This is a genomic window from Nocardioides sp., from assembly GCF_035576065.1.
In the GTDB taxonomy this organism is placed as follows: Bacteria; Actinomycetota; Actinomycetes; order Propionibacteriales; family Nocardioidaceae; genus Nocardioides.
The window spans coordinates 67,168-93,444 of the sequence record NZ_DATLWX010000020.1 but is presented as its reverse complement, the minus strand read 5'-3'; the positions used below and the strand labels follow the sequence as shown (position 1 = coordinate 93,444).

General features: G+C 70.2%; 23 protein-coding genes. 13 read left to right on the top strand and 10 right to left on the bottom strand.

Translation table 11 applies throughout. From position 1 onward, the window contains the following. The first annotated feature begins 1 nt into the window (after nt 1). Nucleotides 2-1,648, top strand: coding sequence for a hypothetical protein (locus tag VNJ48_RS11020; RefSeq protein WP_325602013.1), 1,647 nt, complete (start codon nt 2-4; stop codon nt 1,646-1,648). Nucleotides 1,649-1,654: 6 nt separating this feature from the next. On the opposite strand, the gene VNJ48_RS11015 is transcribed toward VNJ48_RS11020, so the two are convergent. The 3 genes from VNJ48_RS11015 to hemG all read right to left on the bottom strand — a co-directional run bounded on the left by VNJ48_RS11015 (nt 1,655) and on the right by hemG (nt 4,684). Continuing rightward, nucleotides 1,655-2,569, bottom strand: coding sequence for a hypothetical protein (locus VNJ48_RS11015; protein WP_325602010.1), 915 nt, complete (start codon nt 2,567-2,569; stop codon nt 1,655-1,657). Between the two features lie 79 nt (nt 2,570-2,648). Next, on the bottom strand, nt 2,649-3,356 hold the full coding sequence (gene hemQ, locus VNJ48_RS11010; RefSeq protein ID WP_325602008.1) for a hydrogen peroxide-dependent heme synthase: 708 nt from the start codon (nt 3,354-3,356) through the stop codon (nt 2,649-2,651). After that, entirely contained in the window at nt 3,353-4,684 is a 1,332-nt protein-coding gene (gene hemG / locus VNJ48_RS11005) for a protoporphyrinogen oxidase (RefSeq protein ID WP_325602006.1), read from the bottom strand. The genes hemQ and hemG overlap by 4 nt, the downstream gene beginning before the upstream one ends. 92 nt (nt 4,685-4,776) lie before the next feature. Here hemG and VNJ48_RS11000 point away from each other — a divergent pair, with 92 nt between their 5' ends. Both VNJ48_RS11000 and VNJ48_RS10995 read left to right on the top strand, forming a co-directional pair. After that, the gene (locus VNJ48_RS11000) at nt 4,777-5,736 is read left to right on the top strand and encodes a DUF4349 domain-containing protein (protein ID WP_325602004.1); all 960 of its coding nucleotides are present in this window, start codon (nt 4,777-4,779) and stop codon (nt 5,734-5,736) included. Between the two features lie 30 nt (nt 5,737-5,766). Then, entirely contained in the window at nt 5,767-6,777 is a 1,011-nt protein-coding gene (locus tag VNJ48_RS10995; RefSeq protein WP_325602002.1) for an NYN domain-containing protein, read from the top strand. Here VNJ48_RS10995 and hemE read toward each other — a convergent pair. Further along, entirely contained in the window at nt 6,774-7,817 is a 1,044-nt protein-coding gene (gene hemE / locus VNJ48_RS10990; RefSeq protein WP_325602000.1) for a uroporphyrinogen decarboxylase, read from the bottom strand. The two genes, VNJ48_RS10995 and hemE, sit on opposite strands and share 4 nt — an antisense overlap. 72 nt (nt 7,818-7,889) lie before the next feature. Here hemE and VNJ48_RS10985 point away from each other — a divergent pair, with 72 nt between their 5' ends. Together VNJ48_RS10985 and VNJ48_RS10980 are read left to right on the top strand one after the other, a co-directional pair. After that, nucleotides 7,890-8,510, top strand: a complete 621-nt coding sequence (locus tag VNJ48_RS10985) for a DUF3000 domain-containing protein (protein WP_325601998.1) — start codon at nt 7,890-7,892, stop codon at nt 8,508-8,510. 2 nt (nt 8,511-8,512) lie between these two features. Further along, entirely contained in the window at nt 8,513-9,856 is a 1,344-nt protein-coding gene (locus VNJ48_RS10980; protein WP_325601996.1) for an HRDC domain-containing protein, read from the top strand. 3 nt (nt 9,857-9,859) lie between these two features. On the opposite strand, the gene VNJ48_RS10975 is transcribed toward VNJ48_RS10980, so the two are convergent. Next, complete coding sequence (locus tag VNJ48_RS10975) at nt 9,860-11,227, bottom strand: ABC transporter substrate-binding protein (RefSeq protein ID WP_325601994.1); 1,368 nt, start codon at nt 11,225-11,227, stop codon at nt 9,860-9,862. A 56-nt stretch (nt 11,228-11,283) separates the two neighbouring features. Beyond that, nucleotides 11,284-11,730: a type II toxin-antitoxin system PemK/MazF family toxin gene (locus VNJ48_RS10970; RefSeq protein WP_325601992.1), complete on the bottom strand. Its 447-nt coding sequence runs from the start codon at nt 11,728-11,730 to the stop codon at nt 11,284-11,286. Nucleotides 11,731-11,766: 36 nt separating this feature from the next. Here VNJ48_RS10970 and VNJ48_RS10965 point away from each other — a divergent pair, with 36 nt between their 5' ends. Further along, nucleotides 11,767-12,372 (top strand): hypothetical protein, encoded by a 606-nt coding sequence (locus VNJ48_RS10965; RefSeq protein ID WP_325601990.1) that lies wholly within the window; start codon nt 11,767-11,769, stop codon nt 12,370-12,372. 137 nt (nt 12,373-12,509) lie between these two features. Here VNJ48_RS10965 and hrpA read toward each other — a convergent pair whose 3' ends face one another. Further along, nucleotides 12,510-16,268 (bottom strand): ATP-dependent RNA helicase HrpA, encoded by a 3,759-nt coding sequence (gene hrpA / locus VNJ48_RS10960; protein WP_325601988.1) that lies wholly within the window; start codon nt 16,266-16,268, stop codon nt 12,510-12,512. A 198-nt stretch (nt 16,269-16,466) separates the two neighbouring features. Further along, complete coding sequence (locus tag VNJ48_RS10955) at nt 16,467-17,057, bottom strand: TetR/AcrR family transcriptional regulator (RefSeq protein ID WP_325601986.1); 591 nt, start codon at nt 17,055-17,057, stop codon at nt 16,467-16,469. 48 nt (nt 17,058-17,105) lie between these two features. On the opposite strand from VNJ48_RS10955, the gene VNJ48_RS10950 reads away from it, so the two are divergent. The 6 genes from VNJ48_RS10950 (at nt 17,106) to VNJ48_RS10925 (ending at nt 22,786) form a co-directional block, all read left to right on the top strand. Further along, on the top strand, nt 17,106-18,611 hold the full coding sequence (locus VNJ48_RS10950) for an NAD(P)/FAD-dependent oxidoreductase (RefSeq protein ID WP_325601984.1): 1,506 nt from the start codon (nt 17,106-17,108) through the stop codon (nt 18,609-18,611). Continuing rightward, nucleotides 18,608-19,435, top strand: coding sequence for an SDR family oxidoreductase (locus tag VNJ48_RS10945; RefSeq protein ID WP_325601981.1), 828 nt, complete (start codon nt 18,608-18,610; stop codon nt 19,433-19,435). The genes VNJ48_RS10950 and VNJ48_RS10945 overlap by 4 nt, the downstream gene beginning before the upstream one ends. Before the next feature lie 9 nt (nt 19,436-19,444). Beyond that, nucleotides 19,445-20,017 carry a DUF402 domain-containing protein gene (locus VNJ48_RS10940; protein WP_325601979.1) on the top strand — a complete coding sequence of 191 codons (573 nt, stop codon included), beginning with the start codon at nt 19,445-19,447 and terminating at the stop codon, nt 20,015-20,017. Nucleotides 20,018-20,051: 34 nt separating this feature from the next. Then, nucleotides 20,052-21,179: a glutamate--cysteine ligase gene (locus tag VNJ48_RS10935; RefSeq protein WP_325601977.1), complete on the top strand. Its 1,128-nt coding sequence runs from the start codon at nt 20,052-20,054 to the stop codon at nt 21,177-21,179. Between the two features lie 247 nt (nt 21,180-21,426). After that, entirely contained in the window at nt 21,427-22,197 is a 771-nt protein-coding gene (locus VNJ48_RS10930; RefSeq protein ID WP_325601974.1) for a hypothetical protein, read from the top strand. Next, a complete protein-coding gene (locus VNJ48_RS10925; protein WP_325601972.1) occupies nt 22,190-22,786 on the top strand; it encodes an HNH endonuclease in 597 nt (198 codons plus the stop codon). Before VNJ48_RS10930 ends, VNJ48_RS10925 begins: the two co-directional genes overlap by 8 nt. A 107-nt stretch (nt 22,787-22,893) precedes the next feature. On the opposite strand, the gene VNJ48_RS10920 is transcribed toward VNJ48_RS10925, so the two are convergent. After that, nucleotides 22,894-23,532 carry a hypothetical protein gene (locus tag VNJ48_RS10920; RefSeq protein WP_325601970.1) on the bottom strand — a complete coding sequence of 213 codons (639 nt, stop codon included), beginning with the start codon at nt 23,530-23,532 and terminating at the stop codon, nt 22,894-22,896. Between the two features lie 130 nt (nt 23,533-23,662). Then, entirely contained in the window at nt 23,663-24,763 is a 1,101-nt protein-coding gene (locus VNJ48_RS10915; RefSeq protein WP_325601968.1) for an FUSC family protein, read from the bottom strand. 108 nt (nt 24,764-24,871) lie between these two features. On the opposite strand from VNJ48_RS10915, the gene VNJ48_RS10910 reads away from it, so the two are divergent. Beyond that, nucleotides 24,872-26,272 carry a wax ester/triacylglycerol synthase family O-acyltransferase gene (locus VNJ48_RS10910; protein WP_325601966.1) on the top strand — a complete coding sequence of 467 codons (1,401 nt, stop codon included), beginning with the start codon at nt 24,872-24,874 and terminating at the stop codon, nt 26,270-26,272. The last annotated feature ends 5 nt before the right edge of the window (nt 26,273-26,277 follow it).

Below are 26,277 nucleotides of genomic sequence, written 5' to 3'. Positions count from 1 at the left end.
CGTGCCGACGCTGAGGGAGCGGTTGCCGCTCGTCACCACCCTGCTGGTGATCCTCGTGGGGTCGGTCTTCCTGCTGACCCAGGCTCGCCATCTCTACTTCTTCGGCGACGACTGGATGTTCCTGCTCGAGCGCGACCTCTCGGAGCGGCCGCTCGAGGACCTGATGACGCCGCACAACGAGCACTGGAGTGCGCTCCCGGTGCTGCTCTACCGAGCGCTGTTCTCCGTGGTCGGCGTGGACCACTTCCCGGTGTTCGCCGTGCTGCCGATCCTGGCCCACGCGGGCGTGTGCTTCCTGTTCTTCCTGCTTCTGCGCCGGTGCACCGTGCACCCCTGGATCGCGGCGGGCGTCACCACGGTTCTGGTCTTCCTGGGCGCCGGCGCGGAGAACCTGCTGTGGGCCTTCCAGGTCGGGATGATCGGCTCTGCCGTCCTGGGCCTGGGCGCCCTGCTGGTCTCCATCACCAGCCCCCGGAGACGGTCCGTGGGCGTGGTCTGGCTCCTGCTCGTGCTCTCCTTGATGACGGCCAGCACGGCGATCCCGATGGTGCTCTGGCTGGGTGCGTTCACGCTGCTGCGCGACGGCCTGCGTCGCGCACTCGTCCTGACCGTGCCCCCTGCCCTCGTCTGGGCCGCCTGGTTCGTCGTCTGGGGACGCGACGCCGACACCGGCATCGCCACCGCCGCACCGGCCGACGTGATCCCGATGGCGTGGCGGGGGCTGAGCGCCACCTGGGACACCATGTCCGGCTTCACCGGTGCCGGGCCGGCACTCGTCGTCGGCCTGCTGGTGGCCGCGCTCGTGCTGCACCCAGGCACCGACGGGCGCAGGCTGGCCCTCTCGGCCTGGGCGGCCGTCTTCACGACCTACCTGATCATCGCCCATTCCCGTGGGGAGTTCGGCCCGGACGCCGCCACGGAGTCGCGCTACGCCTACTTCGGCGCGCTGCTCACCCTGCCCTCGCTGGCCCTGGTGCTGGACACGTTCCGTGAGCGCCTGCGGGAACGGCCGATCGAGGGCTGGCTCACCACCACCGTCCTGCTCGGGCTGCTCGTGGTGCCCGGTGCCTTCCAGGTGGTCGAGTGGCGCGTCGTCCGAGATGCGCAGAACCCCGACCTCCGCGGGCAGGTCCTGGCGGCCCGAGAGCTCGCCCGATCCGGCGAGCTGCTGCTTCGGGAGCAGGTCGACCCCGTCTGGAACCCCAACGTCACGGTCGCGGCCCTGCGGTCCGAGGCCGTGTCGGACGCGCTGGCCGACGATCCGTTCTCCGCCCGCGACATGCTCACCGCCCGCGCGGCCCTCCAGGTCGACGCATCACCCTCCGCTTGGGGTTTGCTGACCAATCAGGAGGTGTCGGTCGTGGGGACGCCGACGACCCCGTCCGGAGACTGCGTGATCGGCCTCGGGGCCGAGGGCGCCATGGTGGTGGTCCCGTCCGAGGAGGTGGGCGGCGAGGTCCGCCTCATCCTCTCCGGGACGGACCGGACGACGGTCCGGCTGCGCGACAGCGGCGTCTCGGGCGCCCGCGTGCCGTTGATCCTCGGCGACGGCGCCGGCGCCGAGGTCTACGTGGGCGTGGTCGCCCCGGACCTGGAGCTCCTCATCGACCTGCCGCCCGGCACGCCGTTCACCGTCTGCGACAGCTGAGAGCTCTCAGCTCGCCGGGACGAGCGTCGCGCTGATCTCGACGCGGCCCTCGCCGTACGTCTCGTCCGCCCAGGCCTGCAACGAGCCGTCGTCGTGGAGCACGCCGATCTGCACGACGTCGTCGGCAGCCGAGGACGTCGTCACGCCGGGGAGCTCCTGGAGCTCCATCGCGATCTCGTTGAGCTCGGCCTCGGTGTAGGCGGCCTCGCTGACGCACAGGGCACCACCCCAGGTCTCGCGCAGCGTGGCCTCGGCCCCGGCGACGTCCTCGGTGACGGCGACGTTGATGATCATGGACGTGGGGTCGTTCACCGCGGCCTCCCCCGGAGCGGGTTGGTCGGCCTCGTTGATGGACTGGTCGATCCAGGCCCCGGCGTAGCCCGGCAGTCGGCCGGCCGCGGCGAAGGTGGCGTCCATCCCCTCCTGGGTCGTGGTGGCCGGATCGATCATCGTCCAGCCGCCGGACGGTTCGTCGCAAGGAGTCTCGAAGTCCGGCTCCGCCGGCTCGCTCACCGCGTCGTACAACGCGGCGGGGATCGCGTCGGTGACGGTGAACGTCGTGCCGTCGAACGTGCCCGTGAGCGCGAAGGATCCCCACTTGGTGCCGGAAGCGTCCTCGTGCTCGGGGTGCGCCGCCCAGTCCCAGCCGGCCAACGGCGGGCCAGAACACTGCGGCGGGAACGACTCGGCCACGAAGGTGCAGAGCTCGGGCCCGTCGCCGTCGTCGAGCACCGTCACGAGACCGTCCGTGGTGACGGGGCCGTCGGCAGCCGGCACCGCGGTGGGCTTGCCCGCCGTCGCGGCCGCAGGCTCGGCGCCGGCGGACGGGTCAGCGTCGCTGTCGACACCGAGCATCTGCTCCTCGGTGCTGCAGGCGGAGAGTGCGAGCAGTGCAGCGAGCGCGACGAAGGTTCTTTTCATGGGGGTACGACGATCTGTGCGCAACGCTGGTTCCCCTGGTTCTGCCGTCTCCGGGTCGGACACGGCCCACTATGCCCGCTCAGGGCAGCCGGGTGATCAGATCCGCGGGCGAGACACGCGCGCCGGTGTAGAAGGGCACCTCTTCACGCACGTGGCGTCGAGCGGTCGAGGCACGCAGGTCGCGCATCAGGTCGACGATCCGGTGCAGCTCGTCGGCCTCGAACGCGAGCATCCACTCGTAGTCACCGAGAGCGAACGAGGCGACGGTGTTGGCGCGGACGTCGGCGTAGCCGCGGGCCATCTGACCGTGCTCGGACAACATGGCGCGGCGCTCGGAGTCCTCGAGGAGGTACCACTCATAGGAGCGGACGAAGGGGTAGACGCAGATGTGGGCGCGTGGCTCCTCGTCGGCCAGGAACGCCGGGATGTGCGACTTGTTGAACTCGGCGGGTCGGTGCAGCGCCATCTGCGACCAGACCGGCTCGAGACGGCGACCGAAGGACGTGCGCCGGAACGCGTTGTAGGCGGCCTGCAGGGCCTCGGAGTCCTCCGCGTGCCACCAGACCATCAGGTCGGCGTCAGCCCTCAGACCGCTGACGTCGTAGACCCCACGGACCACCACGTCCTGCTCGGCCAGCACCTCGAAGAGAGCCTCCACGTCGGTGGCCTCGGCGGCGCGATCCGCGTCGCCCAGGACGTCTCGGAGCTTGAAGACCGACCACATCGTGTAGCGGATGGTGTCGTTGAGCTCCTTGAGCTGCGCTGCCTTCGTCGCCATACCGCTCATTGTGCCCGGACGACCTCGGCGGCTGCCCGACGGGCCGAGGCGATCACCGCCGGGATGCCGACTCCGTCACACCAGGCCCCGCAGACGGCCAAACCCACCGGCAGCGACGAGCGCACCCGCTCCATCCGGTCCAGATGGCCGACGGAGTACTGCGGCAGCCCGCCGCCCCAGCGCTGCACATGCGTGTCGACCGGTATGGCGCTGATGCCGGCCAGCTCCGCGAGCTCGGCCAGGGACCGGGCGACCAGCGCCTCGTCGGTCGCCTGAAGGGTGCGCTCCTCCCCCATCCGTCCCAGCGACGTGCGGACGATCGCGTGATCGCCACCGGCCGCGCGCACCCAGTCCCACTTGGCGAAGGAGAACGTGCTGGCCTTGATGCCACGCTGCTCGACGGGCGGCACCAGGAATCCGGACCGGTCCGCGAGTCCGGCGACCGCCGCGAGCGGGAACGCGAGCGTCACGACGGCCACGCTGGCCGACTCGATGCCGGCGATCTCGCCCGCCGCCTCGGGTGACGTCTCTGCGAGCAGCCGCGCCGTCGGGGCGGCCGGGGTGGCCAGCACGACGTGGCGCGCCAGCACGGTCTCGGCGGCATGGGCAGAACCGATCGTGAGCGCCCACCCGGAGCCATCGCGTCGGATCTCGCGCACGGGGGCATCCGTGCGGACCTGCAGGCCGGCCGCGACGGCAGCAGGCAGTCGGCCCATCCCCCCGGGCAGCCCTGCGAAGACAGGCACGTCGCTGGGGGGTATGGCGCCTGCCTGCTCGAGCAGCGAACCGCGACGCGCCATCGCGAGCAGCTGCGGGACCGTCGCCGCCGCGGACAGGTGCCGGGCCCGCCCGGCATAGACGCCACCGAGCAACGGCTCGACCAGGCGGTCCACGACCTCGTCCCCCAGCCGCTCTGCCACGAGGTCGCCCACGGAGACGTCCTGGTGGACCGCACGCACGACCTCGGCGCTGAGTCGTGCAAGCCCGGCCTCGGACAGGACCCCGGACGCCGCAACCTCGTCGAGGTTGAAGGGCACTCCCATCAGCGAGCGCGGCAGCGACCGCAAGGCCCCGCGCGAGAAGATACGCGACGTCGCCGAGGACGGGTGCACCACCTCGAGGCCCAGCTCGCGCGCCAGCGCCACGCCCTCGGGGCGCCGGTTCAGCATCGCCTCGGCTCCCACGTCGACGCTCACACCGGCGACCCTCGCGAGCCGCAGCTTGCCGCCGATGGCAGGTGAGCCTTCGAGGACGAGCACGTCGTGGGTGGCCGACAGGCACCGGGCGGCCGTCAGCCCCGCGATCCCGGCCCCGACCACCACGACGTCATGCCTCACGGTGACAACTCTGGCACGCCCCGCCATCACGGTTCGGTCACGGCGGCGCACGGTGGGGAACCACATGCTGCAGCGGCGCCGTCCGAGGGTTCATGACACTCACCCAGTTCCTGCCAGGCGGCCGCACGGCCGGCCTGATCGTCGCCCTCACCATGACGGCCAGCCTGGCCGCCTGTTCCTCCTCCGACAGCGACGAGAGCAGCGGTGCCAGTGGCGGCACCATGTCCGAGCAGTCGGCCGAGGACACCGACCGCTCCTTCGGAGCCCAGTCCGAAGGAGACGCCGCCGCCCCGGCCGACAAGGCGGGCTCGGCCTCGGTGACGCGCACCGCCCTCCAGACACCCGCGATCGAGCGGCACGTGATCTCCACCGGCACGGTCTCTCTGGTCAGCGAGGACGTGGCCGAGGCACGGCGCGACGTGCAGCGCATCGTCGACGCCCAGCAGGGCACGGTCACGCAGGAGAACACCGAGACCGACGACGAGGGCGTTGCGACATACTCGCGGCTGGTCATCCGGGTGCCGTCGAGCTCGTTCGCAGCGACGGTGCTCTCGTTGGAGAAGGCTGCCGAGCTGCGGACGTCTCAGGTCTCGAGCGAGGACGTCACCACCCAGGTGATCGACACCGACGTCCGCGTCCGCGCACAGGAGGGCAGCCTGCGTCGCGTCGAGCAGCTGCTGGCCCGCGCCGAGTCGCTCAGGGACATCATCTGGATCGAGTCCCAGCTCACGCGACGTCAGGCCGAGCTCGACTCGTTGAAGTCGCAGCAGGCGTGGCTCGCCGACCAGACCAGCGACTCGACGATCACCATCGACATCGAGCGCAAGCGAGAAGCCGAGGTGAAGAAGGAGAAGAAGGATGAGCCGGCCGGCTTCCTCGTCGGACTCAAGGGCGGCATGAAGGCGCTCGGCGCGTTCGCCTCCGCGATGGCCACCATCGTCGGCGCCCTGCTCCCCTTCGCGATCGTGCTCGCGGTCTTCGGGGTGCCGATGTGGCTCCTCGTCCGCCGTACCGCGCGGCGTCGGCAGACGAAGCAGCCCGCCACGTCGTGACGCAGCGGCGCTCGCCGCTAGGGTCGGGGCGTGCAGGCAGACTCTCCCTCCTCGGTCCGGATCGCCGTCCTCATCGACGCCGACAACACCTCACCCAAGTTCGCCGAGGCGCTGCTCGACGAGATCGCCCGGGACGGCAACCCCACGATCAGACGTGTGTACGGCGACTGGTCCTCGACCCACCTCGCCGGCTGGACCCGCAAGCTCAACCCGCTCGGGCTCCAGGCCATGCACCAGCACGCGCTGACAACCCGGAAGAACTCCACCGACTCCGCGATGATCATCGACGCGATGGACCTGCTCTACGCCGACAACGTCGAGGGCTTCGCGCTGGTGTCGAGCGACTGCGACTTCGCAAGCCTGGCGATGCGCCTGCGTGCCGGCGGGAAGTTCGTGCACGGCATGGGCGAGGCCAAGACCCCGGCCGGGTTCGCCAACGCGTGCGACAAGTTCGTCCATCTCGAGACGCTGGGCGAGGACGAGGTCGCTGCCGAGCCCGTGGACGCGGAAGCAGCCGAGGAGGAGCCCGGCGCCCTGCCCACCATCAACCTGCAGAGTGCACTCACCAAGGCAGTCAACGCACAGTCGGGCGACGACGGCTGGGCCCGGCTCGGGCCCCTGGGTCAGCACCTTCGGCGTACCCACCCGTCGTTCAACACGCGGTCGTTCGGGCACGAGAACCTCAGCTCGCTGGTCAAGGAGCTGCCCTACCTCCTCACGACGGGCGAGGGCAACGACACCCTGATCCAGCTCAAGGGCAAGCAGTCGGCGAGGAAGGCGACGAAGTCCGCCGCCCCTGCCGAGAAGAAGGCAGCGAAGGCGGCCGCCCCCGCTGTGAAGAAGACGGCGAAGTCTGCCGCGCCGGCCGAGAAGGCCCCGGCGGTGAAGAGGACGACCAGGTCCGCCCGGGCGGCCAAGCCCGCGGTGGAGCCGACCGCGCCGCCCCAGGAGGAGCCACAGCCCCCTGCCACGCCTGCCAAGCCGACGGTCACCGTCACCACCCGGACTCGAGGTGCCAAGAAGGTCGCGCCCAAGGACTAGCGGGGATACGCCTGCACGAACTCGGTGAGTGCCTTGAGCTGACCGGGATCGGTGGACGGGATGACCCCGTGACCCAGGTTGAAGATGTGCCCCTTGGCAGCCCGGCCCGCCTCGATGATCTCGGCTGCTCGGGAGGTCATCACGGCGGTGGGGGCGAAGACCAGCGTCGGGTCGAGGTTGCCCTGGACGGCACGGTCGCCGACGCGGGCGATGCCGTCCGCGAGCGGGGTGCGCCAGTCGATGCCCACGACGTCGGCGCCTGCCTCGCCCATGAGCGAGAGCAGGTTGGTGGTGCCGACCCCGAAGTGGATCCGAGGGACACCGAGCTCGCCCGCGGCCGCCAGCACGCGCGCCGAGTGGCGCATCACGTGCTGCTGGTAGTCGGCCGGGGTGAGGGCGCCGGCCCAGGAGTCGAAGAGTTGTACGGCGCTGGCGCCGGCCTCGACCTGGACGCGGAGGTATTCCTCCGCGAGCCCGGCGATCTTGCGCATGAGGGCGTCCCAGACGTCGGGCGCGCCGAACATCATGGCCTTGGTCTTCGCGTGCTCCTTGGACGGCCCGCCCTCGACGAGGTAGGACGCCACGGTGAAGGGAGCCCCGGCGAAACCGATCAGCGGCGTGCCGCCGAGCTCGGCCGCCAACTGCTGCACGGCGCGGGTGATGAAGGGGACGTGCTCGGGGGTCAGGTCGGGGATCGCGGCGACATCGGCCAGGGTGCGCACCGGGGACGCCACGACGGGACCGACACCCGCGACGATGTCCAGGTCGACTCCTACCGCCTTCAACGGCAGCACGATGTCGGAGAAGAAGATGGCCGCGTCGACGCCGTAGCGGCGTACGGGTTGCAGGGTGATCTCGGTGACGAGGTCGGCGTCCATGCAGGACTCGAGCATTCCGACGCCCTCGCGGAGCTTCAGGTATTCGGGCAGCGAGCGGCCCGCCTGGCGCATGAACCACACCGGCGTGTGGGTCGGCTCCTGACCACGGGCGGCGGCCAGGAACGCCGAGTCGTCGAGCCGAGCGTCGGCGGGAGAAGTCACGCGTCGAATCTTCGCAGGTCAGGCGGCGTGGCGGCGCATCGCCATTGACCGGCCCTGACCTACTGTGGAGCCATGGTGGCGCGTCACGAGACGCACCCGGGGACGGGTGCCGCCGGCCCCGCGGAGTTCCGCGCAGCCGTCGAGAGCATGAAAGCGGCGGCGCTGCGCCCCGAGGTCTTCTGCGAGGAGATGCCCGCGCCACAGCGCATCGCGCCCTTCTCCTCGGCGCTCTCCGCCGACGTCACCGTCGATGACGAAGACCTCGGCACCGGGCGGATCATCCTGCTGCACGACCCGGCGGGCAACGACGCCTGGGACGGCACCTTCCGCTGCGTGGCCTATGCGCGAGCCGAGATCGACCCGGAGCTGGCGACCGATCCCATGCTCGCCGCCGTCGGGTGGTCCTGGCTGACCGAGGCGCTGGCAGCGCACGGTGCGTCCTACGGCGCAGCCTCGGGGACCGTCACGTGCGTGGCCACCGAGAGCTTCGGCGGGATGGCCGAGGAGGACTCGTCCGCCCAGATCGAGGTCCGGGCGTCCTGGACCCCCCTCGCCACCGACCCGGACGCCGGCCTCGACCTCGCCCCGCACGTCGAGGCGTGGGCCGAGCTGTTGTGCACGGCCGCCGGGCTGCCGCCGGTGCCGGAGGGTGTCACCGCGATCCCGAGCCGGCGCGGCCAGCGCGGCTCCTGACGATGGGCACGACGACGACCGACGAGACCGGGGCCGCCAGCGAGTCCCCAGACGAGACCCCCGAGGAGACCGTCGAGGCACCGCCTGCTCCGCTGCTCATCCTGCGCGACGGGCTGCCGACGATCGTCGACACCGAGGACGGCCTCGCGGCGGCGTGCGCCGCGCTCGGCGCCGCATCCGGGCCGGTCGCCATCGATGCCGAGCGCGCCTCGGGCTACCGCTACTCCGCGCGGGCCTACCTGATCCAGCTGCGACGCGAGGGCGCCGGGACCTGGCTCATCGACCCGATCGCCTTCGACGACCTCGCCCCCCTGCAGGAGGCGCTGGCCGACACCGAGTGGATCCTGCACGCGGCATCCCAGGACCTCGTGTGCCTGCGCGAGGTCGGCCTCAAGCCGGCAGCCCTCTTCGACACCGAGCTCGCCGGTCGGCTCCTCGGCTATCCCCGGGTGGGCCTGGCGACGCTCGTCGAGACCCTGCTGGGCCAACGCATGCGCAAGGAGCACTCGGCTGCCGACTGGTCGACGCGCCCCCTGCCGAAGGCCTGGCTCGACTACGCCGCCCTCGACGTCGAGGTGCTGCTCGAGCTCCGCTCCCTGATGATCACCGAGCTGGCAGCGGCCGGCAAGGACGAGTGGGCCCGCCAGGAGTTCGAGCACCTGCTGGACTTCGAACCCGCGGTCCGGCAGGACGCCTGGCGGCGTACCTCCGGCGTCCATCGTCTGCGGAGCCGGCGTTCGCTGGCCGCCGCCAAGGCCCTGTGGGAGGCCCGCGACGAGATCGCAGCTCGGCGCGACGTGACCCCCGGTCGAGTCATCCCTGATGCCGCCATCGTCGCCGCAGCCAGTGCCCTGCCTCTCGACAAGGCGGCCCTGATGAGCACCCCGGGCTTCCACGGCCGCGGCGCCGACCGCTACTCACGCACCTGGCTCTCGGCGCTGGAGGCCGTGCTCGCGATGCCCGAGGAGGACCTTCCCTCCCGCGCACCCCGCCAGGACGGCCCACCGCACCCGCGCATGTGGGCGGAGCGGGACGTCGCGGCGGATCGCCGGTTCAAGGCCGCCCGCGCCTCCATGCTCCTGCTGGCCCAGGACCACCACCTGCCGGTGGAGAACCTCCTGACGCCCGACTACGTACGCCGCGCGATGTGGACCCCACCCGAGACGCGCGAGCCGGCCGAGCTGGCCGACGAGCTGCGCAAGCAGCTCCAGTCGTACGGCGCCCGTCCGTGGCAGGTCGCCCTGGTCACGGGTGCCCTGACCGGAGCAGTGCTGGCCGGCGATGTCGAACCCGAGGTCGAACCCGAGGTCGAACCCGAGGTCGAAGCAGCGACCGAGTCGGACTGAGGCCTACTCGGTCGCGGACTCCGAGGGTGACTCCGTCACCGACTCGGGGTCCAGGATCGTCTGCGAGACGAGATCGATCTCCTCGGTCGCGGCTTCCAGGTCGAGGATCCCCGGGCTCATGACCAGGTCCTCGACCAGGGGCGCGACGGCCTCGTCGAGCTCTGGCCGGTCGGGGAGGAGCGGCGGGACCACCATGCCGCGGATGGCTGCGTTGAAGACCGACGAGTGGGCCGGCTCGCGGCCGGGCCACAGGAACGCCTCCGAGCCGGCGACCTCGGTGTTGGCCGGCACGATGAAGCCGGTCCGGGTGACGATGTCCAGGGCGGCGTCGGAGACTGCATAGGCCAAGAAGTCCGCCGCGTCGTTGACGTGCTCGGTCTCGGCGCTGATGCACAGCCCGTCGGCGTCGCCCACCGTCGCGGGAGTCTCGATGACGGGCATCGAGATCGTGTCGAAGGACAGGCTCTCGACCTCGCGCAGCTCAGGGACCAGGTCGCGGAAGCCGGCCACCATCGCGAGCTTGCCGCGCTTGAACAGCTGCAGGGCGGTGGCCTTGCGCAGTTCATCGGGACTCGGCGTCAGGGTCGCGTCGCGCAGGATCGCCAAGGTCTGCTCGAGCGCAGCGCGCGTGCCGTCGTCGGAGAGGGCGAGCGAGGTCGGCTCCGTCTCGTCGTCGAAGACCTGACCCTCGCCGGAGTAGATGAAGGGCGCCAACCCGCTCAGGGTCGGCTCGATCCACACCGCGTCCACGTTGCGTCTGCGCGTCGCGAACTCGGCTGCCGCAGCGAACTCGGTGATCGTCCAGCGATCCATGAGCTCGCCTTCGGAGTCGATGGGCACGTCGAGCTCGCGTCGTTCCATCTTGGCGAAGTCGATCAGCTCGTCGTTGTAGTAGAGGACCATCGGCGAGACGGAGTAGGGCATGCATTGGAGGTCGTCGTCGTAGGAGAACGCCTCGAGCGCGTCGCGGGAGTAGCGGTCACCGAAGTCGACTCCGCGCTCGTCGAGCAGCAGGCTCACCGGACGGGTCGACTCGCTCCCCCCGATCTCGTACAGGTCGCCCCGCGACGTCATGAAGACGTCAGGGACATCGCCGGCGAGGACGGCGTCGAGCGCCTCCTGGTGGTCGCGCCAGGTGATCAGCTCGACCTTGCGGGTCTGGGACGAGGCGTTGAAGGAGTCGACGACCTGCTCGAAGGCCACGAGCTCGTCGGGATGTCCGAAGGCACCGAAGGTCAGCTTGCGCGGCCCGTCGCTGGGCTTGGACGTCGACGGAGGGGCCTTCGGGGGTTTCGGGTCGTCCACCGTGCAGGCTGCCAGGAACAGGCTCAGCACCACGCCTGCCGTCGTCGCTGCCAGCCCCCGTCTCATCCCGCTCCGCTCTCGTCGACGTTGTGATTGCCGGTCAAACCCTAGTCGGCTCGACCTCAGGCCCCGCCGTAGCGTCCAGCGGCGTCGACCACCCGGGCGAAGAGGGCCGCGTCGAGCGCGGCACCCTCGCGGCGTACGCCATCTCGCGTCAGCGCGATCCGACGGTCGAGGCGGACCTCGCTCGGCCGGCCCTGCGAGTCCCAGCCGCCGGTGCCCACGTCCATCCAGTAGCGACCGTGGCGCGCCTCGTCCGCCGCGTCGCGGTCGTGGTCCTGACTGCTGAGGTAGAGCCCGGTCCAGCCCTCCCCCTCGGCCCGCAGCACCAGCACCGGCCGGTCCTTGCCCTGCGAAGGGTCGTCCTCGTAGGGCACCCACGCCCAGACGACCTCCCCCGGGTCCGGCTCGCCGTCGACCTCAGGGGCGTAGATGTCGGTCCCCGAAGACGCCGGGGTCGTGGTTCGGCTGGAGAGGAGGCGGGCGATGCGTTGCCTGAGCTTCTGCATGACGCCGAGCATAGGAGCTGCTCCTACAGTGGACGGGTGGCCGACTCCCCCGCTCCGCGACACCACCGCCCCGCCGTGCCCGGCGCCGCGTTCTTCGAGGACATCACCGGCGGGGCCGACCCGGCTGCGATCCGGGAGGCTGGCGACCTGGCGGCGACGCTCCTGGTCCGAGGCGCCCAGGGCGTCCATGACGACGGGCTCGCGGAGCGGGTGCTGCACCTCGCCGACACCGAGGGCCTCGAGACGCTCGCCGACGTCTGGTCCGGCGCCCCGGCGGACACCATCGCCGGCTGCCTGTGGCGGCTCTACGTGCTCCGCGCGTGGGTGCACCGCGCGCCGTCCGTCGTTGCAGAAGAGTATGACGCCGGGTACGAACGCGCCCAGGTCGCGCGCGTGGTCGCCGGAGTCGCCGACCCGCCGGGACCCGAGGAGCTCAAGGCGATGGTCGACCAGGTGCTGCGCGGCATCGCCGGAGGCGACTTCGCGGTCACCCTGCTGCGCGCCGCTGCCTTCGCGCGGGTGGTCGCTGCGGGGCGGGCCGTGCTGGCCGGCTCGAACCACGTCGAGACCGTCAGGATGCTCACGCTCGCCGAGCAGCTCGAGGCCGCGGGACACCTCGAGCTCCGCGATTCACTGGCGTGAGCACGAAAGCGACGTAAACTCTCCCCTGGAGCTCGCCGGACCGCGGCAGCCCCGGGTCCCAAAATAAGCCGCTACGAGCGGCCACGCGCCGTGAGGCGCTCCCGGTCCGGCGAGTTTCCACAGTCCCGCGAGTCCTCTCACTGGGCGGCGGCGAGGGCCTTGCGGATCCGCTGGTCGCTGACCGTCCCTGACGTCCCCAGGTGCTGCGCCCACAGCGACACCCGGTATTCCTCCAGCAGCCAGCGCACTGCTCGCTGCGCGGCACTCAGTGGCCGACCCGCAGGGAGAGCGGCGACCTGGTGCAGCCATGCGTCCTGCAGATGCGCCATCTGGTCCATCAGCTGACGGTCGCGCGCGACCTGCTCGTCGAGCCGCTCGCGGCGGTGCCGGACCGCCTTGAGGTAGCGCGGATACTCCCTCAGCTGCGCCGCCCCGGCCTGGCCGATGAACCCGCGCGACATGAGCCGCTCGACCTGCGACTTCATGTCCGTCAGCGCCGGCAGGGTCGTGAGCTCGGCTCGCCCGGACAGGACCTTGTCGCATGCCCGCCATTCCTCGAGGACGCGCAGCACGTCGTGGGTGGTCGCCAGCACCGAGGCGTCGTGCTGCTGGTGGGCGACGTCCAGCAGTGCGGCGTACGCCGCCTCGTCACGCACGGGCGGTCGTGCATCCACCAGGTCGCCCACCACGGCTGCGCGGACGTCGTCGAGCAGCTCGAGAACGGTCGGATAGGGAGACGCGACCAGCGCGAGCCTGCTGCGCTGGTCGAGCTCCAGCGAGTCAAGGGTCGGTGCCGGTCCGAGCGCGAGCAGCAGCAGGCGGCTCACTCCCGACCGGTGCCACGCCGCGGCCTCCTCGGCAGAGGCACAGACGCGTACCCCAACGGTGCTGCCTTCGTCGATGAGCGCCGGGAAGCCGCGCACCTCGTGGCCCGCCCGTCGTTGGACGAAGGACTCCTCCAGCGTGTCGAAGGTCCACGACGTCTGTCCGGTCGCAGAGATGCCGGAGTCGGCGGCGACGTCGGCGATCGCGCGCTCGAGGCTGGGTCGCAGCGGTGCCTTCAACGACTCCAGGTCCTTGCCCTTCGCAGCCTCCTGACCCTCGTCGTCGACCACGCGGAAGGTCGGCTGGAGGTGTGAGGGGACCCGGCTCCAGTCCCAGGCCTCACGCGGGACCACCACGCCCTTGGTGGAGAGGAGGTAGCGCTCGAGGGCGTCGAGCAGGGGCTCGGCCCCCGCTGGCACGGCGGCGAGGAACTCCCGGGCTGTGTTGGGGGCTGGGACGAAGTTGACCCGCAGGTTCTTGGGCAGGCTGCGGATGAGCTCGGTGACCAGCTCCTCGCGCAGCCCTGGCACCAGCCACGAGAAGTCGGCGGCCTCGACCCGGTTGAGCGTCGCCACCGGCACCTCGATGGTGAGTCCGTCCTCGGCCGCGCCCGGCTCGAAGTGATAGCTGATCGGGAAGGTCAGCCCGGCTTCGTCGGAGTCGTGCCAGCTCATCGGGAAGTCCGCGGCCCGGATCTCCCCGGCTCCTGCGTGGGTGAGCATCTGGGGGTCGAAGGTGAGCAGGTCGGGGCGCTCGCGACGCTCTCGCTTCCACCACTGGTCGAAATGCGCGCCGCTGACGACGTCGGCACCGACCCGCGCGTCGTAGAAGTCGAAGAGGGTCTCCTCGTCCACGACGATGTCGCGCCGGCGGGCCCGGTGCTCGAGCTCCTCGGCCTCCTCCACCAGCGCCCGGTTGGTGTGGTAGAAGGCGTGCCTCGTGCGCCACTCCCCCTGCACGAGCGCGTGCCTGATGAAGAGCTCGCGCGACAGGGCCGGGTCGACCCGGCCGTAGGTGATCAACCGATCGGCGATGAGGGGTACGCCGTACAGCGTCACCTTCTCGTAGGCCATCACCGCGACCCGCTTGGCCGACCAGTGTGGCTCCGAGTAGCTGCGCTTGACCACGTGGCTGCCGAGCCGCTCAGCCCACTCCGGCTTGATCGCGGCGTTCTGCCGACCCCACAGGCGGCCGGTCTCGACGAGCTCGCCGGCCATCACGAAGGCGGGGTTGCTGCCCTTCAGGACGCTGCCGGGGAAAATGGCGAACCTAGCGCCTCGAGCGCCGACGTATTCGCGCATCGCCTTGCGCTCGCCCGGACGGGACCGCTCCCGCTCCTCCAGCGCACCGATGTGGCTGAGCAGTCCGGAGAGCAGCGCCTGATGGATGCCGTCGGTGTCAGGAAGGTCCGCCGGTTGCCCGACCTCCACCTTCATCTCCTTGCAGACCTGGCGGAGCTGCGACTCGAAGTCCTGCCACTCGCGCACGCGCAGGTAGTTGAGGAACTCGCGCTTGCACATGCGCCGGAAGGCGCTGGAGCTCAGCTCGCGCTGCTGCTCCTTGATGTGCCGCCACAGGTTGAGCCAGGTGAGGAAGTCGGACGTCTCGTCCTTGAAGCGGGCATGCTGCTGGTCGGCCTGGGCCTGCTTCTCCGCCGGGCGTTCGCGCGGGTCCTGGAGGCTGAGGGCAGCAGCGATGACGATCACCTCGCGGACGCAGCCGAGCCGGTCCGCCTCCAGGATCATCCGGCCCAGCCGCGGGTCGATCGGGAGTCGCGCCAGCCGTCGCCCGAGCTTGGTCAGGGTCGGCCCCTGCACGGCGCCCAACTCCTCGAGCAGCTCGACGCCGGCGCGCACGTTGCGCTTGTCGGGCGGCTCGACGAACGGGAACCTGGCGATGTCGCCCAGTCCGAGCGAGGTCATCTGCAAGATGACGCTGGCGAGGTTGGTCCGCAGGATCTCCGGGTCGGTGAACTCCGGTCGCCCCTCGAAGTCCTCCTCGGCGTAGAGCCGGATCGCGATGCCGGCCTCGACGCGCCCGCAGCGACCCGACCGTTGGTTGGCGCTGGCCTGGCTGATCGGTTCGATCGGCAGGCGCTGCACCTTGGTGCGCAGCGAGTAGCGCGAGATCCTCGCGACGCCGGTGTCGACGACGTAACGGATGCCGGGCACGGTCAGCGACGTCTCGGCGACGTTCGTGGACAGCACCACGCGGCGTACGGACATCGGATGGCTGGAGAAGACGCGGTGCTGCTCGGCCGCGGAGAGGCGGGAGTAGAGCGGCACGACCTCCAGCCGATCGCTCTTGAGCGCTTCGAGGGCGTCGGCGGTGTCGCGGATCTCGCGCTCGCCGGGCAGGAAGACCAACACGTCCCCGGGGCCCTCACCCGACAGCTCCCGGACGGCCGCCAGGATCGCCTCGGTCTGGTCGCGCTGGACCGGCTCGCCCTCCTCATCGTCCTCGGGCAGCTCCAGCAGCGGGCGGTATCGGATCTCCACCGGGAAGGTGCGCCCTGACACCTCCACCACGGGTGCGGCGAAGTGCTCGGCGAACCGTTCGACGTCGATCGTGGCGCTGGTGATGATGATCTTGAGGTCCGGCCTGCGGGGCAGCAGCCGCTTGAGGTAGCCCAGCAGGAAGTCGATGTTGAGCGAGCGCTCGTGGGCCTCGTCGATGATGATCGTGTCGTACTTCTCCAGCTGGCGATCGCGCTGCAGCTCGGCCAGCAGGATGCCGTCGGTCATCAGCTTGACCCGGCTGCTCCTCGACGTCCTGTCCAGGAACCGCACCTGGTAGCCCACGACGTCCCCGAGCTCGGTGCCCAGCTCCTCAGCGATGCGCTCGGCGACGCTTCGCGCGGCGATCCGGCGGGGCTGGGTGTGGCCGATGAGCTTGCCGCCTGCGGCCGGTCCTGCGCCTCGGCCCAGCTCGAGGCAGATCTTGGGCAGCTGGGTGGTCTTCCCCGACCCGGTCTCACCCGCGACGATGACCACCTGGTGGTCCCGGATGGCGGCCGCGATGTCCTCGCGTCGTGCCGAGACAGGCAGCGCGGGCGGGTAGGAGATGTGCACAACGCCCACCATTCTCGCCTACGCCGCAACTCGCTTTGCGTCTCGCCCTTGTGGCCGACCGCCCGGACGTCCGACGAGGCGGCTGCCCGGGCCGCCAGGTCGTCGGACGTCCCGCTGACGTCCGACGAGGCGGCTGCCCAGACCACCAGGTCGTCGAACGTCCCGCCTGACGTCCGACAACGTGTGCGGCGTACGCCCTCAGACCAGGTCGACCAGCGCCGGCAACGACAACGCCAGCACCCCGACGAGCTCGTCGCGGGTCATCCCCGAGGGTTCGTCGGCCCAGGCCAGCACCAGCTCCTCGGTCATTGCCGCCCAACCGCGGACGATCAGCCGCGACTGGGGGGTGTCGGTGATGACCTCGCCCTGGCTGTCCTCACGGAAGATGCGGTCGGTCAGCGCTGCGCGCCCCTCCTCGTAGAGCGCCTGCATCTCGCCGGTGCCACCGGCGGCAGCGCGCACGAGGGAGCGATAGCAGGTCAGGTTGGCGAGCACGTAGTCGACGTACACCCCCAGCGAGACGACCAGTCGCTCGATCGGCTCCCCGGTCGCGGGCGGCGCGGTCTGGGCGACCAGGTCCTCGACCGCGTGCCTGATGACGGCCTCACGGAAGTCCTGCTTGGAGCCGAAGTAGTGGTACAGCAAGCCCCGGGAGACGCCCGCTTCCTCTGCCAGCAGGTCGATCGAGATCTCCTCGACCGAGTGCGTCGCGAACAGGCGCGCGCCGAGGTCGAGCAGCTGGAGACGCCTGGCCTCTGGGGCAAGCCTGGTGCGAGCGGACGTGGTCACGGCCACATCTTATTGACGGATATTCAATAATGGCAATAACCTCGGGCCATGACTCAGCAGCAGGCGCTCCCGGCAACGGTCGACCACCTCATCGTCGGCGCGGGCTTCGCCGGTCTCGGTATGGCGATCAGGCTGGCCGAGGCCGGGGAGGACGACTTCCTCGTCATCGAGAAGGACGGCGGCGTCGGCGGCACGTGGCGCGCCAACACCTACCCCGGCGCGGCGTGCGACGTCCCCAGCCAGCTCTACTCGTTCTCGTTCGCGCCCAACCCGGACTGGTCGAAGTCGTTCTCCCCGCAGCCGGAGATCGAGGCCTACCTGCGCAAGGTCGCGGAGAAGTCAGGCACGCTCGACCGGTTCTCGTTCGACACCGAGCTGACTCACGCCCGGTGGGACGAGGCCGACCAGCGCTGGCACGTCACCACCACTCGGGGCGAGGTCACCTCGAAGACCCTCATCTCCGGATCCGGAGGCCTCTCGGCCCCCAAGCTGCCGGACATCGAGGGCATCGACACCTTCCAGGGCGAGGTCTTCCACTCGGCGCGCTGGCGCCACGACGTCGACCTCACCGGCAAGCGGGTGGCGGTCATCGGCACCGGCGCGTCCAGCATCCAGATCGTCCCGGAGATCGCTCCCGACGTGGCGCACCTCGACGTCTACCAGCGCACCGCGCCCTACGTCATGCCACGCAACGACCGGCGCTACACCCGCGTCGAGCGCCTGCTGTTCAAGGCCGTCCCGGCAGTCCGGCGCGCCTACCGGACCGGCATCTACCTCGGCCGAGAGCTCTACGTGCCCGGCTTCGTCTGGAACCCGAAGCTGATGACGCCGGCCAAGAAGATCGCGCTGGCCCACATGACCAAGGCCATCGACGACCCGGAGCTCCGCGCCAAGGTCACGCCGAGCTACGAGATCGGCTGCAAGCGGATCCTGATCTCCAACACCTACTACCCCGCGCTCGCCGCCGACAACGTCGACCTGGTGACCGATCCGATCGTCAAGGTGACCGGCGACGCCGTCGTCACCGCCGACGGCACTGAGCGACCCATCGACGTCCTGGTCGTCGCCACCGGCTTCCAGACCACCGAGCAGCCGATCGCCGAGCACATCCACGGTCGCGGCGGCCGAGCACTGGCACAGGTCTGGGCGGAGCGCGGCATGGCGTCCTACAAGGGCACCACGACGCACGGCTTCCCCAACCTCTTCCAGCTGGTCGGCGCCAACACCGGCCTGGGCCACTCCTCCATGGTCTTCATCATCGAGTCGCAGATCGCCTACGTCCTCGACGCGCTGGCGACGATGAAGACGCAGCAGTACGCCGCCGTCGAGCCGCGGCAGCAGGCCCAGGACGAGTGGAACGCCACCCTCCAGAGCCGGATGAGGCGCACCGTGTGGTCGGCGGGCGGCTGCTCGAGCTGGTATCTCGACGCGCACGGCAAGAACACCACGCTGTGGCCGCGCAGCACCATCTCGTTCCGCCGGCTCCTGGCCCGTTTTGACGCGGAGCACTATGACCTCCAACCCGCCCGCAGGAATGAAGGAGCCAACGCATGAGCCTCGAGAGCCTCCACGACAAGGTCGTCGTCATCAGCGGCGCCGGCTCCGGCATCGGCCGCGCGCTTGCCCGCCAGGCCGCCGAGCAGGGCGCCCTGCTCGCCCTCTCCGACTGGAACCCCGACGGGCTCGCCGAGACCGTCGAGATCGTCAAGGCGCACGGCGCGGAGGTCCGCAGCGACGTCGTCGACGTCTCCGACCGGGCCGCCGTGGCGCAGTGGGCCACCGACGTGGTCGGTCAGTTCGGCCGCGTCAACCTCGTCGTCAACAACGCCGGGGTCTCGGTCACCGGGGACTTCGAGGAGATGACCTACGACGACTTCGACTGGATCGTCGGGGTCAACCTGCACGGCGTCATCCACGGCACCAAGGAGTTCCTGCCGCACCTGATCGCCTCCGGCAACGGGGCCCTGGTCAACATCTCCTCGCTCTTCGGGCTGATCTCGATGCCCGGCCAGAGCGCCTACAACGCGACGAAGTACGCCGTGCGCGGCTTCACCGAGGCGCTCCGCGAGGAGATGCTCATCAACGGCCGGCCGGTGACCGTCACCTGCGTCCACCCGGGCGGGATCAAGACCGGCATCGCCCGACACGGCCGCACCACGGCCGGTGAGGACCACGCGAAGCTGACGTCGCTCTTCGAGGAGAAGCTGGCCAGGATGTCGGCCGACAAGGCCGCCGAGATCATCCTGAAGGGGACCGTCGCGGGCAAGGCACGGGTCCTCGTCGGCGCCGACGCCCACCTGATGCACCACTTCGCCAAGCTCACCGGCTCCCGCTACCAGGACGTGGTCGCCCGCGTCGCCCCCCGCTTCACTCGCTAGCGTGGCCGCATGACCCGTGCACCCGGCACCCGTGTCCGTTGTCAGATGAGCAAGTGGGGCGACCGGCCGCACTGGGAGTACGAAGCGACGTTCCTCGGCGCCGACGAGCACGGCGAGTGGCTCGGCTTTCCGGCGGGCACGGAGTACACCCGACCGGGTCATCACTACGTCGGTGATCGCGACCATGTCGGCCTCGTCCCGGCGCCGGTCGACGGTCGGCAGCCGTGGCACCTCGCGACGTTCTGGCGCTCGGGTGGGCACCGATGGCCGTCGCTGGGTGATTCCGCCGTCGCAGTGTACGTCGACGTGACGACGCCCGCCGTCTGGGAGGGCGACCTCCTGCGCGCCGTGGACCTGGACCTCGACGTCGTCCGCGGCTTCAACGGGACCGTCATCATCGACGACGAGGACGAGTTCCTCGAGCACCAGGCCGCGTTCGGCTATCCGGCGGAGGTCATCGCCGCAGCCCGCGCCAGCGCGGACGAGGTCAAGGTGGGCGTCGTGGAGCGCCGTGCGCCGTACGACGGAAGTCATGTCGTGTGGCTCGAGCGGCTGGCCGAGCTGACCCGCTCGTCGGGGTGACGCACACGCACCACCGCCTCCCTACGATGGTCCCGTGCGCATCGACTTCAAGGCTTCACCCGAGCCGACGATCGGGGTGGAGTGGGAGTTCGGGCTCATCGACCGCGAGACGCGCGACCTGTCCAACACCGCAGCCGACCTCTTCGCCGCCGCGAGCCCACGGCTCACCGATGCCTCGCGGCTCCACAAGGAGCTGCTGCGCAACACCGTCGAGGTGGTCACGGGCATCTGCGGCTCCGTGTCAGAGGCCGTCGAGGACCTGCGGACCACGCTCGGTGTCGTGGTGCCTGTCGCCGACGAGCTCGGGGTCGACCTGCTCGGCTCGGGCACGCACCCCTTCGCGAGCTGGTCGGCGCAGCAGCTGACCGAGGGACCGCGCTACGAGGAGCTGATCAACCGGACGCAGTGGTGGGGCCGCCAGATGCTGATCTGGGGCGTGCACGTGCACGTCGGGCTGCCCGAGCGCGACCGCGTGATGCCCGTCCTGTCCTCGCTGCTCAACACCTACCCGCACCTGCTCGCCCTGTCGGCCAGCTCACCGGTGTGGGCCGGGCAGGACACCGGCTATGCCTCCAACCGGTCGCAGATGTTCCAGCAGCTGCCGACGGCCGGGTTGCCCTTCCAGTTCGACACCTGGGAGCAGTTCGAGGCCTGTATCGCCGACCAGACCACGACCGGCGTCATCGACTCGATGGCCGACGTGCGCTGGGACCTCCGACCAGCGCCCCACCTCGGCACGCTGGAGAACCGCGTGTGCGACGGCATGTCCGACATCAACGAGCTCGCCGCACTGACGGCGCTGATCCACTGTCTCGTCGTCGACCTGGACACCCGTCTCGCCGCCGGCGAGACCCTGCCAACGATGCCGCCCTGGCACGTGCAGGAGAACAAGTGGCGAGCGGCGCGCTACGGCCTCGACGCGATCGTGATCCTGGACGAGAAGTCGCGAGAGCGTCTCGTCACCGACGACCTGGACGACCTGCTGGAGCGGTTGACGCCCGTCGCCCGGCGACTCGACTGCGAGACCGAGCTGCGGTCCGTGGCCGACATACCTCGCCGTGGCGCCTCCTACCAGCGCCAGCGCGCAGTTGCCGCCGCCACCGGGGGCGACCTCGTCGCAGTGGTGGACTCCGTCGTCGCGGAGCTCCGCGCCTCGCTCTGAGCGGTCGCGGGTGATCGTGGGGAGCCAGGCACGCCGCTGGTGAGCGGGGAGAGGCACTACCCGCGCTTCGGCCGCGCAAGCTGTCCACGTGCCACGCCCCGTCGTAGGTGTAGGTGTAGATGATGCGCAGGGTGCTGGCGGCTCCGAAGTCGACGCCCGGGATGAGGCCCGCCAAGCGGATAAATGAAGTCCACGAGGTCCCGATCTTCTCTTTCCAAATTGCCCCAGCGTTGGTAGAATCGAACACATGTTCGACACGCTGCCCGCCTCCTCAGCTGCACCGCCCTCAGGCGGCGCTGCGGGCGTGCTGAGCGCGAGCGACCTCGAGTCATGGGCAGAAGGACTGTCCTCGGCGATCGAGGGCGTCAGTGACCTGAGTGACGCTGAGCGGATCGGCGCCCTGCGGGCCTTGGAGCGGCTGGCCTGTGTCGTCACCGCCGCCCAGGCCCGCCTCGCCTCCGATTTCGACGTCTCACAACGAGCCGAACAGGAGGCCGCAGGAGTTCTGGCGGCGCGCCGCGGCCGGGGTGTTGTCGAACAGGTGGCGTTGGCTCGTCGCGAGTCCCCCCATCGCGGGCGGCAGCATCTGGGCCTGGCGAAGATCGTCCAGTCGGAGCTGCCACACACGTGGACCGCTTGGCGGACCGGGCGGATCACCGAGTGGAAGGCGACGATCGTTGCCCGCGAGACCGCCTGCCTGTCCCTCGAGGACCGCCTCACCGTCGACGAGATCGTGTCGGGGAGCCCCGACGTCGTCGAGTCGATCGGGGAGCGGGAGCTGGCAGGCGCCTGCCTCAGGGAGGTCGCGCGCCTCGATGCCGCTGCGCTGGTCGCCCGGCGACGCCGAGCGGAGTCCGATCGACGCGTGACCCTGCGACCCGCTCCCGACACGATGGACGTACCTGACAGCACTGCTTCCGGTGAAGGACGGAGTAGCGGTGCTCGCCGCCCTCACCGCCGCCGCCGACAGTGCACGAGCGGCCGGCGACGAGCGGGCCAAGGGACAGGTGATGGCTGACACCCTGGTCGGCAAGGTCCTCGGCGCCGCCGACGGCGAGGCCGGTGCGCCACAGGTGTCGCTCGGGCTGATCATGAGCGACACCGCACTACTCAGCGGCTCGGACGACCCCGCACACCTGGAGGGGTTCGGACCGATCCCCGCGGAGCTTGCCCGAGAAATCATGGCCGACGCGTGCACGAGCGACGAGGTGATCTGGCTCCGCCGGCTCTACACCAGCCCCACCACCGGTGAGCTGGTCGCGATGGACGCCACCGGCCGGTTCTTCCGGGGCAGCCTGGCCAGATTCATCCGGCTCCGCGACCAGGTGTGCCGCACCCCGTGGTGCGACGCACCCGTCCGGCACGTCGACCACCTCCAGACGCACGCCGACGGCGGTCCCACCAGTGCCCGCAACGGCCAGGGACTGTGCGAGTCCTGCAACTACGCCAAGGACGCCCCGCGATGGCGGACCCGACCTCAACCGGACGGGTCCGTCGCCGTGACTCTGCCCACCGGACACCAACACCGCACCCGCCCACCACCCCTCGTCACGATTCGGAGTCGTCAAGTACCCGCGCTGCGCGTCGACTACGTCCTCGCGGGCTGAGGCACACCACGCCTCCAGCCATGGACAGAGGAAGGCCTCCCGGACCGGCCGCGTTCAGGTCACGGGTCGCGGCATGTGCGGACATGTCGGTCGCCCCGCCTTGCGGCTCAGCCCCGATACAGTCTCGGGCCCTCGGGATGGTCGGCGACTTGATACTTGATCTTCAGGTCGTCACCGACACGCGGGTCGTCGTGCCAGATGCCGCCCCTAGCGAAGTCCTGGACCATGACTCCCGCAGCTACGCGAACCCAAGGCGCACGGGGTAAGCACCGCGTCGGAATCGCCAGGGTGAAGGTCGCGGTGCGAGAGCTGATCGTGGTTCGTGCACCTGCGCACTCGTAGTCGCCGTTCTTGTCAGTGAGGTCGACGGAAGTGAGGTCGGGGGAAGGGCCAGCGGGGTCCCACAGCCATTGGGCACTGAGGCCGGACCCGCGAGGGCCACGCACGTCCCAGCTCAGATAGGTGCCGACATCGCGTCGCTCCAGCACGTCGCGAAGCCTCATGCGCAGGACAAGGCGACGATCGGAGTAGGTGTGTCGTGCCCAGACGATGTCGGCGAACGCCGCCGTGGGTTCGGTGAAAGATTGCGCGACGCAGCTGTCCTGCTGTGGTCGTTCGCACCTCACTCGCACGACATCGTGAGAGCGGTCCCGCAGACGTTCGCTGTCTGCCGTCGCTGGCGAAACAAGGACAACCGTCGCGCTGAGAACCAATGCAGCTGACAGGGCGAAGCGGACAAGGTTCACGTCGGGGATCCTAGGCGCTGCGAACGCTGAGCCCGAGACAAAACCGTCTCAGGGACTCATCCGGATATCGACCGATCCGGCAGTTGCGCATACCGGACCACCAGGGCCACACCCCGTGAGCGTGGTCGCCTCACGCCCGCGGCGGCGGGATCGCGTCGGTCGACTCCAGCTGTCCCATCCCGGTCAGCATCAACAGATCGGTGACCACTGCCCGCAGCTGCGCAAGCACCACCTCGACCGAGAGCGCATCCTCCCGGGGCAGCTCGGAGGTCGCCACGCCAACGGCGATGAGGGCTGGTCTCGCGGCCTCGGCCAGACGATCGGCCTGAAGCTCGTCGGCGACGAGCTCGACCGCGGCGGCAAGCTCGCGGGCGACGAGCGGGTAGCCCGCGGGCACGGCCCGACTGCGGTATGCCGCCATGGCGACGTACCTCACCAGAACGCGCGTGCTGCGCAGTGACCGGTCCAGCGGCTCCACCAGCTCGGACATGCGCCGCAGACCGCCCTTGTGCCGCACCCGGAACGGAGACGAGGCCACCACCGCGAGGCCCTCGTCGGCCGCGCTGCGCAGCTCGTGGATCAGGTAGTCGGTGTCGCGGGCGTCGGCGAGGAGATCCAGAGCGCGATCGAGCTCACCGTTGTCCATCACGTCGGCCGCGGCCCGCAGCATCTCGGCCTCCTTGCGCAGCACCCTCGCCGCCTGTTCGCGCGGCCTCCGGAGCGCGGCGGCCGGCACGACGGTCGCCGCGACGAGCGCGACCGCGCCGCCGATGAGCGCATCGGTCCACCGGACCAGGGCGCCGCCCGGGCTGACGACGAGCGTCGTCACCACGATCGACTGCACCGCAGCCTGCATCACGATGAGCTGGCCACCGTCGAGGAGGAAGGCCAACGACATCGCCAGGACCACCACGACGGCGATCTGCCACCAGCCCGAGCCGAGCCAGATCACGAGCAGGTCGCCGAGCAGGACGCCCACCGCGACGCCCACCGTCACCTCTGCGACCCGGCGAAGGCGCTGGCCGTAGGAGGTCCCCAGACTGACGACAGCTGCGATCGGCGCGAAGAACGGCATCTCGTGACCGAGGAGGTCGTGGGCGATCAGCCACGCCACTGCGGCAGCGATCGCGCACTGTCCGATCGCGAAGGACTTCGAGCGCAACCTGTCGATGCGCGCGCGAAGCGACGTACGACTGCGCGACCACACGCGGTCCAAGGGACTCGCCTCCATGTCGGCGATCCTGCCAGAGCGAAAGGCTGGGCCCGGTCCGGCGTTGCCCTTGTGAGCGAGCGTGCAGCACGGCAGGATCAGGGCCTCTTCGAGGGAGGGCCCACCAACGTGGTCACACCGATCGACCCGACGTCCGTTGCTTTCCTGTATGCCGAGAACCGCAGGCAGCCGATGCACGTCGGCGGTCTCCAGCTCTTCAAGAAGCCGGAGGGTGCAGGTCGCAACTACGTCAAGGACATGTATGCCTCGATGTCCTCCACGCAGGAGATCTCGCCGCTGTTCCTCAAGCACCCAAGACGCTCCATCGCGACTGCTGGGCAGTACGTCTGGGAGCCTGACGCGCAGTTCGACATCGAGCACCACGTGCGCCACAGCGCACTCCCGAAGCCTGGTCGCGTCCGCGAGCTGCTCGATCTCTGCTCGCGCCTGCACTCGACGCGGCTCGGGCGCGAGCGGCCACTGTGGGAGGCCCACGTCATCGAGGGACTGCGTGATGGCAGGGTCGCGCTCTACACCAAGGTCCACCACGGTCTGGTCGACGGGGTCTCGGCCATGCGTCTGATGCAGAGCGTCCTGAGCACCGACCCCGACCAGCGCGACATGCCACCTCCCTGGGGCGCTCGCCCCCGCACCAGGACCGAGCGACCCGGTCCGGTTGAGACGCCTCTCTCGGAGGTGCCGATCGCTGCCTTGCGCATGGCACTCGGCATCAGCGCCGAGGCCGCCGGCCTGCCGGGGGCTTTGGTCCGGACCCTCAGCGCGGGCGTGCGCAACGAGACCTCGGCCCTGTCGCTGTACGCCCCCAGGACGATGTTCAACCAAGGGATCACCGGCTCGCGGCGCTTCGCCGCCCAGGACTGGCCGATCGAGCGGATGCAGGCAGTCGGCAAGGCGACCGGCACGACACTCAACGACGTCGTGATGGCGATGTGCAGCGGCGCGCTGCGTTCCTACCTGCTCGACCTCGACGCCCTGCCCGAGACGTCACTGGTCTCGATGGTGCCGATCGGGCTCAACGCCAAGAAGTCGCAGGTCGCCTCGGCCGAGGGCGGCAACGCCGTCGGTGCGGTGATGGTGCAGCTCGGCACCCATCTCCCCGACGCGGGCGACCGGCTCGAGGCCGTTCACCGCTCGATGGGCCAGGGCAAGGCCGCCCTGTCGTCGATGACGCCCACGCAGATCATCGCCATGAGTGCGCTGGGCATGTCGCCGACGCTCCTGACGTCCGTGATGGGGATGCACGGCCTCGTGCGACCGCCGTTCAACGTGATCATCAGCAACGTCCCCGGCCCCAGCTCCACGCAGTACTACAACGGCGCCGAGATGGTCGGGACCTACCCGCTGTCGATCCCGATCAACGGCATGGCCCTCAACATCACCTGCAACTCGTACGCCGACAAGATGTGCTTCGGGATCACGGGCTGTCGCCGGACCGTGCCGCACCTTCAGCGGTTGCTGACCTACCTCGACGACGAGCTCCGCGCGCTGGAGTCGGCCGCCGGCATCTGAGTGGG